Source organism: Telluria sp. ZB4P37 (assembly GCF_059685855.1).
On sequence record NZ_JCASID010000007.1, the window covers coordinates 1 to 16,158 of the forward strand.

The 16,158-nt window shown below is 64.3% G+C and carries 14 protein-coding genes and 1 tRNA gene; 5 read left to right on the top strand and 10 right to left on the bottom strand.

Features of this window, described 5'->3' with window-relative positions:
- Positions 1–295: 295 nt before the first annotated feature.
- From AC56K1_RS12940 to AC56K1_RS12955, 4 genes are all read right to left on the bottom strand, one after another.
- Positions 296–385: transfer RNA gene (locus AC56K1_RS12940), tRNA-Ser, on the bottom strand.
- A 72-nt stretch (positions 386–457) separates the two neighbouring features.
- The gene (gene serS / locus AC56K1_RS12945; protein WP_497158249.1) at positions 458–1,756 is read right to left on the bottom strand and encodes a serine--tRNA ligase; all 1,299 of its coding nucleotides are present in this window, start codon (positions 1,754–1,756) and stop codon (positions 458–460) included.
- Between the two features lie 132 nt (positions 1,757–1,888).
- Positions 1,889–2,086 (bottom strand): hypothetical protein, encoded by a 198-nt coding sequence (locus AC56K1_RS12950; RefSeq protein WP_497158250.1) that lies wholly within the window; start codon positions 2,084–2,086, stop codon positions 1,889–1,891.
- A 580-nt stretch (positions 2,087–2,666) separates the two neighbouring features.
- Positions 2,667–3,185, bottom strand: a complete 519-nt coding sequence (locus AC56K1_RS12955; RefSeq protein WP_497158251.1) for a hypothetical protein — start codon at positions 3,183–3,185, stop codon at positions 2,667–2,669.
- Positions 3,186–3,300: 115 nt separating this feature from the next.
- Here AC56K1_RS12955 and AC56K1_RS12960 point away from each other — a divergent pair, with 115 nt between their 5' ends.
- Positions 3,301–3,657 carry a winged helix-turn-helix domain-containing protein gene (locus AC56K1_RS12960; RefSeq protein WP_497158252.1) on the top strand — a complete coding sequence of 119 codons (357 nt, stop codon included), beginning with the start codon at positions 3,301–3,303 and terminating at the stop codon, positions 3,655–3,657.
- Here AC56K1_RS12960 and AC56K1_RS12965 read toward each other — a convergent pair.
- The 3 genes from AC56K1_RS12965 to AC56K1_RS12975 form a co-directional block, all read right to left on the bottom strand.
- Positions 3,654–4,955, bottom strand: coding sequence for a replication-associated recombination protein A (locus AC56K1_RS12965; RefSeq protein ID WP_497158253.1), 1,302 nt, complete (start codon positions 4,953–4,955; stop codon positions 3,654–3,656). The two genes, AC56K1_RS12960 and AC56K1_RS12965, sit on opposite strands and share 4 nt — an antisense overlap.
- Positions 4,956–5,217: 262 nt before the next feature.
- Positions 5,218–5,847, bottom strand: a complete 630-nt coding sequence (gene lolA, locus AC56K1_RS12970; protein ID WP_497158254.1) for an outer membrane lipoprotein chaperone LolA — start codon at positions 5,845–5,847, stop codon at positions 5,218–5,220.
- An 86-nt stretch (positions 5,848–5,933) separates the two neighbouring features.
- Positions 5,934–8,447 (bottom strand): DNA translocase FtsK, encoded by a 2,514-nt coding sequence (locus tag AC56K1_RS12975; protein WP_497158255.1) that lies wholly within the window; start codon positions 8,445–8,447, stop codon positions 5,934–5,936.
- A 195-nt stretch (positions 8,448–8,642) separates the two neighbouring features.
- Here AC56K1_RS12975 and trxB point away from each other — a divergent pair, with 195 nt between their 5' ends.
- The gene (gene trxB / locus AC56K1_RS12980; RefSeq protein WP_497158256.1) at positions 8,643–9,599 is read left to right on the top strand and encodes a thioredoxin-disulfide reductase; all 957 of its coding nucleotides are present in this window, start codon (positions 8,643–8,645) and stop codon (positions 9,597–9,599) included.
- Between the two features lie 19 nt (positions 9,600–9,618).
- Positions 9,619–10,287 (top strand): Smr/MutS family protein, encoded by a 669-nt coding sequence (locus AC56K1_RS12985; protein WP_497158257.1) that lies wholly within the window; start codon positions 9,619–9,621, stop codon positions 10,285–10,287.
- Between the two features lie 263 nt (positions 10,288–10,550).
- Here the strand turns inward: AC56K1_RS12985 and AC56K1_RS12990 are convergent, their stop codons facing one another.
- Positions 10,551–11,630 (bottom strand): DUF1176 domain-containing protein, encoded by a 1,080-nt coding sequence (locus tag AC56K1_RS12990; RefSeq protein WP_497158258.1) that lies wholly within the window; start codon positions 11,628–11,630, stop codon positions 10,551–10,553.
- Positions 11,631–11,737: 107 nt separating this feature from the next.
- Here AC56K1_RS12990 and AC56K1_RS12995 point away from each other — a divergent pair, with 107 nt between their 5' ends.
- Positions 11,738–12,343, top strand: a complete 606-nt coding sequence (locus AC56K1_RS12995) for a trimeric intracellular cation channel family protein (protein ID WP_171084133.1) — start codon at positions 11,738–11,740, stop codon at positions 12,341–12,343.
- 64 nt (positions 12,344–12,407) lie between these two features.
- Here the strand turns inward: AC56K1_RS12995 and AC56K1_RS13000 are convergent, their stop codons facing one another.
- Both AC56K1_RS13000 and AC56K1_RS13005 read right to left on the bottom strand, forming a co-directional pair.
- Positions 12,408–12,746, bottom strand: coding sequence for a P-II family nitrogen regulator (locus AC56K1_RS13000; protein WP_277488497.1), 339 nt, complete (start codon positions 12,744–12,746; stop codon positions 12,408–12,410).
- Between the two features lie 24 nt (positions 12,747–12,770).
- Positions 12,771–14,819: an NAD(+) synthase gene (locus tag AC56K1_RS13005; RefSeq protein ID WP_497158259.1), complete on the bottom strand. Its 2,049-nt coding sequence runs from the start codon at positions 14,817–14,819 to the stop codon at positions 12,771–12,773.
- 96 nt (positions 14,820–14,915) lie between these two features.
- Here AC56K1_RS13005 and AC56K1_RS13010 point away from each other — a divergent pair, with 96 nt between their 5' ends.
- Positions 14,916–16,067, top strand: coding sequence for a GNAT family N-acetyltransferase (locus tag AC56K1_RS13010; protein ID WP_497158260.1), 1,152 nt, complete (start codon positions 14,916–14,918; stop codon positions 16,065–16,067).
- Positions 16,068–16,158 lie beyond the last annotated feature (91 nt).

Consider the following 16,158-nt stretch of genomic DNA (forward strand, 5'->3'; position numbering starts at 1 on the left):
TTTGTAACCCGCAGTGCCGGAAAGGTACTGCTGGACGATGGCGAGCTTAAATTGCTCACTGTACTTCGACATGAAAAAACCCCAAAAGTTGGTGTCCAACTTTTGGGGTTCAGTTCAATGCGGGAGCTTCTTTATTACTACTGGCGGAGAGGGTGGGATTCGCCCACATGCTGCGGGCCGCCCTCGCGCAAGTATGCGCGAGGCTTCGAATCCCACGCGGGAGCCATGCAGATGGCTCCCTCCTTCCGCGTTACATAATAAAAAAGCTCCCATGCGGGAGCTTCTTTATTACTACTGGCGGAGAGGGTGGGATTCGAACCCACGGTACGATTTAACGTACGCCTGATTTCGAGTCAGGTACATTCGACCACTCTGCCACCTCTCCAAAATCGGTGTTGCGGTCGCTGCAAGAGACCCGCATTATAGCGAGCCTCCTGCAAAAACGGAAGAGCAAATTTTAGACGGCCGCAGGCACCAAGCGCTCCAGCCCACCCATATACGGCCGCAGCACTTCCGGAATCGCCACGCTGCCATCCGCCTGCTGGTAATTCTCCAGCACCGCCACCAGCGTGCGTCCCACTGCCAGGCCTGAACCGTTCAGCGTATGCACCAGTTCCGGCTTGCCGGCCGCGTTGCGGAAGCGCGCCTGCATGCGGCGCGACTGGAAGGCTTCGCAGTTCGACAGGGACGAGATCTCGCGGTAGGTATTCTGGGCCGGCAGCCACACTTCGAGGTCGTAGGTCTTGGCGGCCGAGAAGCCCATGTCGCCGGTGCACAGCAACATCACGCGGTACGGCAGGCCGAGCGAGGTCAGGATGAACTCGGCCTGGCCGACCATCTCTTCCAGCGCCGCATACGACTGTTCCGGATGCACCACCTGCACCAGCTCGACCTTGTCGAACTGGTGCTGGCGGATCATGCCGCGGGTGTCGCGGCCGTAGCTGCCGGCTTCCGAGCGGAAGCACGGGGTGTGCGCCGTCATCTTCAGTGGCAGCTCGTCCAGCGCCACGATCTCGTCGCGCACCACGTTGGTCAGCGAGACTTCCGAAGTCGGGATCAGGTAGAAGGTCTCGCCTTCGCCCTCGACGCCGCCCTTCTTCACCGAGAACAGGTCGGCTTCGAATTTCGGCAGCTGGCCGGTGCCGCGCAGCGAATCGGCATTGACCATATAGGGGGTGTAGCATTCGGTGTAGCCGTGCTGGCCGGTGTGGGTGTCGAGCATGTACTGCGCCAGCGCGCGGTGCAGGCGCGCCATGCCGCCCTTCATCATCGAGAAGCGCGAGCCGGTGAGCTTGGTCGCGGTCTCGAAGTCCAGGCCGAGCTGCTCGCCGATGTCGACGTGGTCTTTCACCTCGAAGTCGAAGCTGCGCGGGGTGCCGATCTTGCGTACTTCGACATTGCCGGTTTCATCAAGGCCCTGCGGGGCGCTCTCGTGCGGCAGGTTGGGCACCGCTTCGATGAAGCGCGCCATCTTGGCCTGCACCTCGGCGAGGGCCGCTTCGTTGGCCTTGAGCTCGTCGCCCAGGCCGGCCACCTCCGCCATCACGGGCGTGGTGTCTTCGCCCTTGCCCTTCATCATGCCGATCTGCTTGGACAGCGAATTGCGCTTGCCCTGCAGTTCTTCGGTGCGCGTCTGGATCGCTTTGCGTTCGGCTTCGAGGGCGTTGAAGGCAGCCACGTCGAGCTGGAACTTGCGGGTCGCCAGGCGCGCGGCGACATTGTCGATGTCTTTGCGGAGAAGTTGGATGTCAATCATGTCGGGTTGGGCTTGCGTATGTCGAAAACACAATTGTACCAAGCCGACAGCCATTGTTTGCGACGAGTTGCCAATATTCGGCCTGGGTGTCGATCACCCTGCTGCCGGGCTGCCCGCCAGCCCTTCCCTGCTTCAGTTCAGGCCGGCTTTTTCGGCCACGGACAGGCGTGGCGCCTTGACCACGACGACGTGCATGGTGGTGTCCACCAGGATCGCTGTCGGCGCTTTCACGACCTCGACCGGACGTGCGGCGGCGGTGGCGTAGCTGGCAGCCAGGCCCAGTGCGGCGGCGGCGAGGAAGATGGCTTCGAAGTTTTTACGGATGTTCATGGTGTGCTCCCTGGGGGTTGATCGATGCGATAAGTGGTTCGGTATGCTTGAACTTTATCGATCGCCCCAGTCAGGCGCCACCGGCTTGCGACGAAGCGCGGAAAACATGGCCCAGGATGCGCAAAGCGCGGACCGGCCGCACGAAGCCGGCAAGTTCGCCGACGTTGTCTCGCATACGGCTCAGGCAGCGGCGACGCGCGGCCCATGCCGGGCGCGCGCAGCCGCTTCATGCCAGGCGCTTAGAAGGCGAGGTCGGCCGCCTTCGAGTCGGCCTCCGGGGTCGGCACGTCGATCTTCGCGCCCTGCGCCAGCTTGATCACGCCTGCCATGAAGCCGCCCGAATCGGTGACGACCTTGCCCAGCGCGCGTCGCGCTCCCTGGTATCGGTGAGCTTTTCAATGGCATCCCGGCGGACGTGCCGGCGTGGCGGGCGGCGAGCATCACGAAGCGGGTGTCGGTGCGCACCGGTCCGGGCGGCTCGGACATCAGGTCCATGCCGGTGACCGTGGCGCCATCGACGGCCAGGCCGGCGTATCGGATGGCGTCGTCGAGCTTGCCGGCTCGGGCGCTGGCCCCCAGTTTATTTCTGGCGCACGGGAAGAAGCAGTTTTGCGGTGTACAGCACGATGATCGTGCCGATCAGATCGCCGCTGGCCATGACGAAGAAGCCGCGCACCAGGCCTTCTTCCTGGCCCTGCAGGGCGAACCAGATGTGGTGCATCAGCGGGCTGGCGATCGAAAACGCCAGCGCGCAGCCGAGCAGGCGCCATGGACCAAGGCCGGCCAGCGAAGGCCCGACCCGCCCGGCCACCAGCAGGCGGTAGGTGAGATACGGCGCCAGCGCGGCCAGGATGCCGCCGGCAAACGAGCGGATCGGATCGTTGGGGAAGAAGTACAGGATGCAGATCAGCCAGGAGGCAATCAGGATGCCGATCGCCCCGGCTTCGGCGAACAAGAGGATGCACAGCAGGCGCACGCCGGCCGGCAAATAGATCCAGCTGATACCATGGGCGAATTCGAATTGCGCGAACAGCAATTCGTTGAGGCCGATCGTGCCAAGGAAGAGGAGCGCCGTGCCGGCGATCATGGCAAGTTTCAAGGGTATGCCGGGCATTTGGCGCAGGGTAAAATAAGCTAAGCTAATATATCAAAGCATTATATCAGTTACTCTTATTAATCGAGCAATAAGTTATTCCTATCAATATAACGCTGTCATGAGCAATTCGCCCCGTCCAGCCGACATCTACCTGCGCTTCCTGAATCTGATGGACGCGCTGCGCGCCCTGCCCGCGCTGCCGCCGCTCGACCCGCTCGAGGAACGCATCCTGGCCGTGGTCGGCCGCGCGCGCCAGCTCGAGGAGCGCCTGAGCGTGCGCGACCTGATGGGCCAGGATGGCTTGGGAGCGCCTGCGACGATCCACGCGCGCATCACCTCGATGCGCAAGAAAGGCTGGCTGGTGCTCGGCGATACCGAAGACAGCCGCCGCAAGCAGGTCGACCTGACTCCGGCGGCGCTGGCCTATTTCGATGAATTATCAAGCCTGATGATCAAGGCCGCCAAGGGCAGTTAGCTGCCGGCCTCGTCGTCGAGGCTGCGCAGGAAGGCCAGCTTCTCCGCGATCTTCGCTTCCACCCCGCGCGGCACCGGCTGGTACCAGCCCGGTTCGCGCATCCCGTCCGGCAAATAGGTCTCCCCCGCCGCATAGGCATGCGGCTCGTCGTGCGCATAGCGGTATTCGTGACCGTAGCCGAGTTCTTTCATCAGCTTGGTCGGCGCATTGCGCAGGTGAACCGGCACCTCGCGCGACTTGTCCTTCTTCACATAAGCCATCGCCGCATTGAAGGCGTTGTAGCCGGCATTGCTCTTGGCCGCGATCGCCAGGTAGACCACCGCCTGCCCCAGCGCCAGCTCGCCTTCGGGGGAGCCCAGGCGCTCGTAGGTGGTGGCCGCGTCGTTCGCCACCTGCAGCGCGCGCGGGTCGGCCAGGCCGATGTCTTCCCAGGCCATGCGCACGATGCGGCGCGACAGGTATTTGGCGTCCGCTCCCCCGTCCAGCATACGGCACAGCCAGTACAGCGCCGCATCCGGATGCGAGCCGCGCACCGACTTGTGCAGGGCCGAGATCTGGTCGTAGAAATTGTCGCCGCCCTTGTCGAAACGGCGCGCGTTGAGCGTCAGCGCGTTCTGGACGAATTCGGCGGTGATCGTGGTAATGCCACTCGTCTCGGCCGAGGTCTTGGTCTGTTCCAGCAAATTCAGGAAGCGGCGCGCATCGCCGTCGGCATAGCCGACCAGCGTGTCGATCGCGACGTCGTCGAAGGTCAGGTGCTGCAGCACGCGCTCCCGGGCGCGCTTGAGCAAGAGGCGCATCTCGTCGTCGGATAGCGCCTTGAGCACGTATACCTGGGAGCGCGACAGCAGTGCCGAATTGACCTCGAACGAAGGATTCTCGGTGGTGGCGCCGATCAGCGTGACCAGGCCAGACTCGACAAAGGGCAGCAAGGCGTCCTGCTGCGACTTGTTGAAGCGGTGGATCTCGTCGATGAACAGGATGGTGTGCTTGCCCTGCTGGAGGTAATGCTCGGCCTGTTCGACCGAGGCGCGGATATCCTTCACGCCCGAGAGCACCGCCGACAGCGCGATGAATTCGCATTCGAAGGCATAGGCGGTCAGGCGCGCCAGCGTTGTCTTGCCCACGCCCGGCGGGCCCCACAGGATCATCGAGTGCGGCTTGCCCGACTTGAACACCAGGTTCAAAGGCTTGCCGGGGCCGAGCAAATGGCTCTGGCCGATGACTTCGTCGATGGTGCGCGGGCGCAGGGCTTCGGCCAGCGGGGGCGAAGGCTCGTTCTTGAACAGGTCATCCATGACGCGCTCCGGAGATGGTCAAGGGGGCAAGGAGGAGCAGATGGGTGTGCATGCGCCTAGTGTAAACGATAGGCGTTTGCAAGGCGGTACGGGGTGCAGGAAGGCGTTCGCGGTTTGCAGCGCAACTTGGATTCCCGCCTTCGCGGGAGTGACGGTTTGATGGCTGACAATCGTTACGACTGCTTCGACTACTTCGACCACCTACTGAAAAACCGTCGTCCCCGCGCAGGGGGGACCCAATTTCGTACCGCAGCCGTCAGCTTTACTGCTTGACGACGTCCGCCCCCTTAGGCGTCTCGAACCTGAACTGCTGCGCCCCCAGCGCCGGATTGCGCTGGAAATTCGAGAACTTCAGCACCGACACCTGCCCGAACTGGTCCTTCAGCTCCATCGCCACCGGCACGCCGCCCTTGAGGCCAATGCCGATCTGTTCGAAGGTAGTGTCCTTCGTTTTCGGCACGGCGTTGAGCCATTCTGCGCCATCGCGCTCACCCGCTTCCGACAGCGTGAAGTTCTTTTCCAGGTCGTTACTGCCGAACAGGATCGCGGCCGGGGACGAGCCCAGCGCGTTGCCCAGTTTGCGCACCGTGACCTGGTTCAGGTCCTTGTCGTAGATGTAGAGCTGGTCGCCGTCGGCCTGCAGCAGCTGGTCGTAGGGCTTCTGGTAGGTCCAGATGAATTTGCCGGGGCGAGCGAAGACGAAGGTGCCGCTGGAGACCGGGGCGGCCTTGCCGGATTTGGATTTGGTGAGTTGCTGCTGGGTGAATTCGCCCTTGGCGGATTTGGTGCTGGAGACGAAGGATTTGAATTGGTCGAGGGCGCTGGCCTGGGCCATGCCGGACAAGGTCAAGGTGGCGATGAGTGCGGCGATGCGATGCGTCGTGAATTTCATGTGAATTCCTCTTGTTGTGGTCCGCCACCGTACGTTGAACGCGCGGGCGGGAGGACCCGCCCACCCTACGAAAGCGGCGAGCGAAATTATTCGGAAGCGGTCGCCGGCACGAGGATGTCGCGGTTGCCGTTGCTCTGCATTGGCGACACCATCCCGGCCTGCTCCATCTGCTCGATGAGGCGGGCGGCGCGGTTGTAGCCGATGCGCAGGTGGCGCTGGACCAGCGAGATCGAGGCCTTGCGGTTCTTGAGCACCACGGCCACGGCCTGGTCGTAAAGCGCGTCGGACTCGCCGCCGCCCTCGCCCGCAGGCACGCCCTCGGCATTGCCCTCTTCCAGCGTACCGCCTTCGAGAATGCCTTCAATATAATTTGGCGCGCCCAGCGACTGAAGATGTTTTACAACTCGATGCACTTCATCGTCCGACACAAAGGCGCCGTGCACGCGGATCGGCAGGCCGGTCCCCGGCGGCATGTAGAGCATGTCGCCCATGCCCAGCAGCGCTTCGGCGCCCATCTGGTCGAGAATGGTGCGCGAGTCGATCTTCGAGGACACCTGGAAGGCGATGCGGGTCGGGATGTTGGCCTTGATCAGGCCAGTGATCACGTCCACCGACGGACGCTGGGTCGCCAGGATCAGGTGGATGCCGGCCGCGCGCGCCTTCTGGGCAATACGGGCGATCAGCTCTTCCACTTTTTTACCGACGACCATCATCAGGTCGGCCAATTCGTCGATGATGATGACGATGGTCGGCAGCTTCTCGAGCGGCTCCGGGTTGTCCGGCATGATCGAGAACGGATTCGGGATGTGCTCTTCGCGCTTGGCCGCGTCCGCAATCTTGGTGTTGTAGCCGGCCAGGTTGCGCACGCCGAGCTTGGACATCAGCTTGTAGCGGCGTTCCATCTCGTTGACCGCCCAGTTCAGCGCATGGCCGGCCTGGCGCATGTCGGTCACCACGGGCGCCAGCAGGTGCGGGATGCCTTCGTAGACCGACATCTCCAGCATCTTCGGGTCGATCAGGATCAGGCGCACGTCGGCCGGATCGGACTTGTACAGCAGCGACAGGATGGTGGCGTTGATACCCACCGATTTACCCGAGCCGGTGGTACCGGCCACCAGGAGGTGCGGCATCTTGGCCAGGTCGGCGCAAACTGGTTTGCCGGCGATGTCCTTGCCCAGGGCGACGGTCAGGCTCGAGGCGCTGTCGCCATAGACCTTGGAGCCGACGATTTCCGACAGGCGCACGATCTGGCGCTTCGGGTTCGGCAACTCGAGGGCCATGTAGTTCTTGCCCGGGATGGTCTCGACCACGCGGATCGAGGTGAGCGACAGCGAACGCGCCAGGTCGCGCGCCAGGTTGACGATCTGGCTGCCCTTCACGCCGGTGGCCGGCTCGATCTCGTAGCGCGTCACGACCGGGCCCGGATAGGCGGCGACCACCTTGGCTTCGACGCCGAAGTCCGACAGCTTCTTCTCGATCAGGCGGCTGGTGAATTCGAGCGTTTCGACCGACACGGTTTCCTGCGCGGGCGGGGCTTCGTCCAGCAGCGCCAGCGGCGGCAGCGCCGAATCCGAGGCCAGTTCGTGGAACAGCGGGGTCTGGCGTTCCTTCTCGGCGCGCTCGGATTTCGGTACGTTCACCATCTGCGGCTCGATCTTGATGGTCGAGGGTCCATGCGCAGGCATGGACGGCGCTCCCAGCGCAGCGGCCGACGGCATCGACGGCGGCAGGATCACCGGCTCGGCGCGCTGCGCGGCATGCGGCGCAATCCGTGGCTCGTCATCGAAGTCGTCGCGCATTTCGAGCTGCGGCTCGGCCTTCACGATCGGGGGCGGAGCCGGATGCTTCTCGGTGTATTTCTGGCGCTCGTGCACCACCACTTCGTCGCGCTTGACGGCGGCGGCTTCGCCCTGCTTGCGGTCTTCGTGGTCTTCGATGCGCAGGCGGAACCAGTCGCCGGTGGACTCGACCCAGGCGCCGATGCGCTCGGCCACGGCCAGCCAGGACACCTGGAAGAACAGCGAGAAGCCCAGGCCGAACAGCAGCAGGAGCAGCAGCGTGGCGCCGGTAAAGCCAAAGGCGACGTGGCTGGCGTGGCCGATCAGCTGGCCCAGCACGCCGCCGGCGGCACGCGGCAGCTCGACGTTCCAGGACCACATGCGCAGGTATTCCAGGCCCAGGCTGCCGGCGAACATGATGGCAAAACCGGTCCAGCGCACGTACATCTCGCCGGCGTGCGGCTCCTCGTCCGGCGGGGCCAGGCGGTCGGTCAGGCGGCGCCAGCCCTGCCAGACGCCGCGCAGGAAGATCACGCACCACCACCAGGCCGAGAAACCGAAGATGAACAGCAGCAGGTCGGACAGCCAGGCGCCAGCGCGGCCGCCCAGGTTGGCGATCTTCGGCACCGCGTTGGCGTGCGACCAGCCCGGGTCGCCCTTGTTATAACTGACCAGGATCAACAGGAAATACAGGAAGGCGACGGCCATGGCGATCCAGCGCGCTTCTGACAGAAGGCGCGAGAGCCGGCCCGGCAGGGGCTGGCGGGCGGTGGCCGGGGTGCGGGTGTATCCTGAAGGGCTGGCTTGGCTATTCTTGCTCATGCGAGGTAGTGCTGAAGTGTTCTGCTGAAGTGTCCGCTATCGGCGATCCGAGCATTCTAAGCCATATACGCCCGGCTCGACCACGATTCATGCTCCGCTGCATCATCGCTTATAATCCCGGGCTGTGCAAAGCCTTGATTCCTGCGGCAGCCGCCCCCAGTTTCCGTCTGTTCATATCTTAAAAAGCCCTCCTCGATGACTACTACCAAACACGCCAAAGTCCTGATTCTCGGTTCCGGTCCTGCCGGCTACAGCGCGGCCGTCTATGCCGCGCGCGCCAACCTGAAGCCAATGCTGGTGACCGGCGTCGAGCAAGGCGGCCAGCTCATGACCACGACCGACGTCGAGAACTGGCCGGGCGACCCGCTGGGCGTGCAGGGTCCGGAGCTGATGCAGCGCCTGCTGCAGCACGCGGAGCGCTTCAACACCGAGATCGTGTTCGACCACATCCACACGACGTACTTGAACGAAAAGCCGATCCGCCTGGTGGGCGATTCGCACGAATTCACCTGCGACGCCCTGATCATCGCCACCGGCGCCTCGGCCCAGTACCTCGGCCTGCCGTCGGAACAGGCCTTCATGGGCAAGGGCGTGTCGGCCTGCGCCACCTGCGACGGCTTCTTCTACCGCAACCAGGAAGTCGCGGTCATCGGCGGCGGCAACACTGCGGTCGAGGAAGCGCTCTACCTGTCGGGCATCGCCAACAAGGTCACCTTGATCCACCGCCGCGACAAGTTCCGCGCCGAGCCGATCCTGGTCGACCGCCTGCTGAACAAGGTCGAAGAAGGCAAGATCGTGTTGGAATATAACCACACGCTCGAGGAAGTTTTGGGCGACCAGAGCGGCGTGACCGGCCTGCGGATCAAATCGACCGAGACCGGCGCTACCCGCGACCTGACCGTGCACGGCCTGTTCGTGGCGATTGGCCACAAGCCGAATACCGGCATCTTCGAAGGCCAGCTCGAGATGCACAACGGCTATATCAAGACCCGTTCGGGTCTGGAAGGCATGGCCACCGCCACCAGCGCGCCGGGCGTCTTCGCCGCCGGCGACGTGCAGGACCACGTCTACCGCCAGGCAATCACCAGCTCGGGCACCGGCTGCATGGCCGCGCTCGACGCCCAGCGCTATCTGGAGGCGCTGGAGGGTTAAGCACTAGGGAAGGAGCACGATGGTGGGCATGAAAGACTTTTCTGAATTGAAAGGCTTGCGCGACAAGCTCAAGGAAGACGAGCGCGTGCGCGCTATCGAGCAGGCCGCGCGCGAGAAACGCGAACGCATCGCGCGCGAACGCGCCGTGGAATTCCGCGGCGCGATGGAAGGCGTGAAGAAAATCCCGGAATCCGACCGCTACGTCTACCGCCCGGTCTACGTGGCCTCGGAGCGCGCCTTCCAGGACCGCAAGCCGCTGACCGAGGACGAAGAAACCGCCGACGTGCTGCGCGCCTCGCTGTCCGACGAATTCGACGTCGACGGCCTGCTCGACGAAGACCCATCGCTGAGCTATGCCCAGGAAGGCGTGGGCCCGGACGTGGTGCGCAAACTGCGCAAGCGCCACTGGCCGGTACAGGATGAGCTCGACCTGCACGGCATGAACCGCGACCAGGCGCGCGACGCCGTCATCGATTTCCTGCACCGTGCCACCCGGCGCGGCGTGCGCTGCGTGCGGATCGTGCACGGCATCGGCTATGGCTCGCCCAAGGGCGAACCGGTGTTGCGCGGGATCGTGCACAGCTGGCTGGTGCAGATGGGCGAGGTCATCGCCTTCTGCGTGGCCGGCAAGCGCGACGGCGGGCATGGCGCCCTGATCGTCCTGCTGCGCCCGGCACTCGACACCTGAGTGCACCCGCCACGCATCGCTTCTTGCGGCCCAAAAAACATAGTCAATGTAGATTTTGCACGTTTGGCGCTCGCTGGGCTGACGTGAAGAGTGCACGTGAAGGGAACTACCGCGATTCCAATGGAGCACGGCCGCCTGCTCGACCTGCTCTCGTGTGCCGACGCGCCAATCCATATGCCCCGGCTCCATCCAGCCCCACGGCGCCCTGCTCTTCTTCACCCCCCGGCGGCACCCTGGACCAGTATCGGCAGATCACCGGCTGCCTACCCCCCGGCTTTCCGCACCGTCGCCACCAGCACCGGCAAATGCCAGGCCCCACCCGGCGCCACCTGCCGGCACTGGCCGCTGGTACTCGACGCCGTGTGCACGAAGCGCTTCCCGTCCCACACCCATTCGTCCGACGAGCGGCAGTCGCCCAGGCCCCGCCCTTTGTGCGAGGCGCTGATCACGCCGTCCAGGTAGCCGGTCCCCTGCGTGGTCACCAGCACCGGCGTATACGGCGGCGCGGCGTTCGCCACCCAGTAACCAGAGCCGACGTTGTACGCGCCCATCCAGCAGCGCGCCGACACCAGCAGCTTGTCGTGTGACAGGCGCACCGCCGTCAGCAGGTTGCCGCCCTTGGCTACATCGGCCAGGTCTTCGCATTCGGCGCCGCCCGGGGCGGACTGCAACTCGCCCAGCAGCAGGCGCACCTGCTCGCGCGGCAGCTTGCGCGGCGTGGCCGGCGGCACCGGGGCCGCGTCGACAATGGGCGCGCCCAAGGGCGGCGGCACCAGCGCTTCCGGCCTGGTCCCCTTGCGCACCAGCGCGCCCGGGGTGCCGAGCCGGCCCTGGAATTCGTCCATCTTCAGCAGCACCGCGGCCGCGCCCTTGCCGGAGACGGTCCAGTGCATGCCCCCGCCCTCCCAGTCGAGCGTGGCCTTGCCCGCCAGCGCCGCCACCAGGGCATCGGTCTGCTTGCGGCTGAAGTCCGCGATCATGGTGTCGCGGTCGACCGCGACCGTGCCGACCACGCGCCCGTTGATGCGCATGGTGAGCAGATTCGATTTCGACAGCCGTGCCGCGGTTTCGTCTTCGCCAAAGGTGCCGACCTGGAAGCGCGCCGTCACCTGCACACCCGGCCCGGCCTTGCGCACCAGCAGCACCGAGGCCGCGGCCGGCTCGCCCTCTTCCACGTGGTAGCCGGCGGCGTAGCAGGTACGGGTGTTGTCGCAGGCCAGTTCCCAGTCGAGGTGCTCGTACCTGGCCTGCAGCGATGCCGCGGCAGACGCCGTCCCGGCAAGGAAGCTGGCAAGGAGCATAGCGGGGGCGGCAGAATGGATGAAGCGGCGAATGATGGCCATGTTTGCTCCAGCGACGACAACGTATAGCAATTAACGCGGACGAATGCCCTTACGTTAATGTAGAGCCGCATGGTAGTCTAATAAAAGTTCCCGCTACCTCTTTGCGCATGACCCTAATCAAGTTTATTGAAATCATGGCGATCCTGGTGGGCGCTTTTTCCGGCTTCATCGAAGCCAGGCGCAAGCGCATGGACCTGGTGGGAGTATTCACAGTGGCCTTCATCACCGCCTTCGGCGGCGGCACCCTGCGCGACATCCTGTTGGATAAGCGCCCGCTGTTCTGGGTCACGCACCAGGAATACGCGATCCTGATCTTCGTGCTGGCGCTGGTGGCCTCGCCCCTGATCCGCACCCTGCGCCAGATGGTGTCCGAACGCCTGATCGTGATCGCCGACGCGGTCGGACTGGGGCTGTTCTCGATTGCCGGGGTGTCGGCGGCGCTGGACGCCAACATGCCGATCTTCATCGCCTCGATGATGGGCGTGATCACCGGGATCTTCGGCGGGGTCTTGCGCGACATCGTCTGCAACGAGGTGCCGATGGTTTTCCGCGACGGCAAACCCTATGCGATCTGCGCTTTTCTGGGCAACTGGCTGTTCCTCCTGATGGGCAAATACGGCGTCGGCCACGATTTTGCGCTGTGGTCGAGCGCCCTGTTCATCAGCGGGCTGCGGCTGATTACCTGGAAATTCGATTTGCGGATGGGGCGCTAGCCAGGACAGGGAGTCCACCCGCAAGCACCCCGATCGTGGTAAGCAGCGCCAGGCACGGCCGGCCTTACACGGCGTCGGGGCCGGTTTCGCCGGTGCGGATACGGATCACCTGCTCGACGTTCTGCACGAAGATCTTGCCGTCGCCGATCTTGCCGGTGCGGGCGGCCTTGATGATGGCATCGACCACGCCTTCGGCCATGGCGTCGTCCACCACCACTTCGATCTTCACCTTCGGCAGGAAGTCGACTACGTATTCGGCGCCGCGGTAGAGCTCGGTATGACCCTTCTGGCGGCCGAAACCCTTTACTTCGGTCACCGTGAGGCCGGTGACGTTGACCTCGGCCAGCGCCTCGCGCACCTCGTCCAGCTTGAACGGCTTGATCACACAGGTAATCTGTTTCATTTTATTGTCCTTATAGTCGACGATTTAATTCGGGATGTTATTCAGGTCATCCATCCAGACAGTGGCTTCCGAATCGGACGGGGCGCGCCAGTCGCCGCGCGGCGACAGCGAGCCGCCATTGCCGACCTTCGGACCGTTCGGCACGCAGGAGCGCTTGAACTGGCTGGTCTTGAAGAAGCGCCACAGGAAGATGCCCAGGTTCTTCTTGATCTCGGCGAGCGCGTACTGGTTGCGCGACGATGCCGCGCTCGGCCACCTGCCCTGCTCCCTGTCATGCCAGGCCGACCAGGAAAGGAAGGCGACCTTGCTCGGCTTGAAGCCGAAGCGCAGGATGTAATACAGGTTGAAGTCCTGCAGCTCGTAGGGGCCGATGACGTCCTGGGTAGACTGCGCCGGCTTGGCATCAACGGCGCCGCCCGGCACCAGCTCCGGGCTGATCTCGGTGTCCAAAATCTTGAGCAGGACCTCGGCGCCGTTCTCCACCACCGCACCGGTCTCGGCCACCCAGCGCACCAGGTAGGAGATCAGGGTCTTGGGCACGCTGGCGTTGACGTTATAGTGCGACATATGGTCGCCCACCCCATAGGTGCACCAGCCCAACGCCAGCTCGGACAAATCGCCGGTGCCGATCACGATCGCATCGTGGAAGTTCGCCAGCCGGAACAAATGGTTGGTGCGCTCGCCCGCCTGCACGTTCTCGAACGTGATGTCGTAGTCCGCCTTGCCCTCGCTATAGGGGTGGCCGAGGTCCTTGAGCATCTGGATGCAGCTCGGGCGGATGTCGATCAGCTGGGCGCTGCAGCCGACGGTCGCCATCAGGTCCTTGGCCTGCTCGAGGGTGCGCTCGCTGGTGGCGAAACCCGGCATGGTATAGGCCAGGATGTTCGTGCGCGGCAGCCCGAGGCGGTCCATGGCGCGGGCGCAGACCAGCAGCGCATGGGTCGAATCCAGGCCGCCCGATACGCCGATGACTACCTTCTTGATGCCGCTACTCGACAGGCGCTGGACCAGGGCCTGGACCTGGATGTTGTACACCTCGGTACAGCGCTCGTCGCGGCGCGCCTGGTCCACGGGCACGTAGGGAAAGCGCTCGACGGTACGCGAGAGCGGCATGTCCTGCTCGAGCGGCAGCTCGAGCGTGAACTGCACGAGCCGGAACTTGGATACCTCTTCGGCGTGGCGGCGTACCGACTGCGCAAAGGTCGTGGCATGCATGCGCTCGTTCGACAGGCGGTCCAGGTCGACGTCGGCGAAGATCACGTGCGAGTCGTCGGAGAAACGCTCGGACTCGGCCAGCAAATCGCCCTTCTCGTAGATGAGCGACTGGCCATCCCAGGCCATGTCGGTGGTCGATTCGCCGCGCCCGGCCGAGGTGTACAAATAAGCCGCCAGGCAGCGCGCCGACTGCTGGCTCACCAGCTGGTGGCGGTAGCCGCTCTTGCCCACGACGACGTTCGATGCCGACAAATTGACCAGCACCGTGGCGCCGGCCATGGCGGCAAACGAGGACGGCGGGATCGGCACCCAGACGTCTTCGCAAATCTCGACATGGAAGCGAAACAGCGGCAGGTTCTCGACCTCGAACAGCAGCGCCGGACCGAAAGGCACGGTCGCGCCGAACAGGTCGATCTGGTCGACGGCGGCGCAATCGGCCGCACTGAACTGCCGGGATTCGTAAAACTCGCCATAATTAGGCAGGAAACTCTTGGGCACCACACCCAGCACGCGGCCGCCGGCCACGACGACGGCGCAATTGAAGAGCTGGTGGTTGATCTTCAAGGGCAGGCCGACGACCAGTGCCAGCGGCAGCGCCTTCGAGGCCTCGATGACCTTCGCCAGGCCGTCGAGGCAGGCATCCAACAACGCGCGCTGGTGGAACAAATCGTCGCAGCTGTAGGCGGACAATCCGAGTTCGGGAAAGGCCACCAGCACGGCGCCCTTGTCGGCAGCCTGCCGAGCCAGCGCGAGGGTCTGCTCGACGTTGAAGGCCGGGTCGGCGATGCGGCAGCGCGGGATGGCCACGGCGACGCGGGCAAAGTGGTGCGTATAGAGGTTGAAGAATCGCTTGGTCATGGTGGGGTCTTTCGCGTGCCGGCCGGCGCTGGACTGCTTGATGCTATCTGCCTGCCGGGTCGCAATGTATCCATTCGTTTTGCTACGGAAGTCATTTTGAATTATCGCACGCATATCGTTTCTTCTCTGCCCGAGCTGGGGCAAGCCCGATGGGATGCGCTGGTGGCCGCACAGGACAATGCCAACCCCTTCCTGTCGTATGCCTTCCTGCATGCGCTGCATGCCTCCGGCAGCGCGGCGCCTGACACCGGCTGGCAGCCGCAGTACATCGCGCTGTTCGATGGCGAGGAACTGGCCGCCGCCCTGCCCCTGTACGTCAAGGACCACTCCTATGGCGAATACGTGTTCGACTGGGCCTGGGCCGATGCCTATCACCGGCACGGGCTGGATTACTACCCGAAGCTGCTCTGTGCGATCCCGTTCACGCCGGTGGCCGGGCCGCGCCTGCTGGCGGTCGACGACGACGCCCGCGCCGCGCTGATCGAGGTGCTGGTGGCGACCCAGCACGCGACGGAAGTATCGTCCACCCACATCCTGTTCCCGCCCGAGGCGCATGCGCGCCAGCTGCAGGATGCCGGCTTCCTGCTGCGCAGCGGCGTGCAGTTCCATTGGCTGAACGCCGGCTACGCCAACTTCGAAGAATTCCTGGCCACGCTGGAGCACAAGAAGCGCAAGAATATCCGCGCCGAACGGCGCAAGGTACGCGAAGCCGGCGTCACGACGCGCCGGGTGCGCGGGCGCGATGCCACGGACGCCGACTGGGTGCTGTTCAACCGCTGCTACCGCCATACCTACCAGGCGCACCATTCGACGCCTTATCTGAACCTGGATTTCTTCCGCCGCATCGGCGCGGCCATGCCGGACAATATTTTGCTCGTCATCGCCACGCGCGATGGACGCGATATCGCGGCTTCACTGGTGATCCACAACGAAACTACCCTGTTCGGGCGCTATTGGGGCGAACTGGAACACGTGCCTTGCCTGCATTTCGAAGCGGCCTATTACCAGCCGCTCGAGTTCTGCATCGAGCAAGGCATCGCGGCGTTCGAAGGGGGCGCCCAGGGCGAGCACAAGATGGCGCGCGGCTTCCTGCCGACCCGCACCTGGTCGGCGCACTGGCTGGCGCATCCTTCGTTCGCGGATGCAATCGAACGCTTCCTGGAGAGGGAAAGCGGAGGGATCGACGATTACATGGATGAACTCAATGAGCGCAATCCGTTCCGGGCCGTGCGGGCAGAGGCGCCATGAGCCGCGCTGGCCAGTTCGGAGTCGTGGTTTTTTTCGAAACGCTCAGGCACGCGTCTGCGCAAGCGCTGCTGGCGCGCTATCCCGGCCAGGC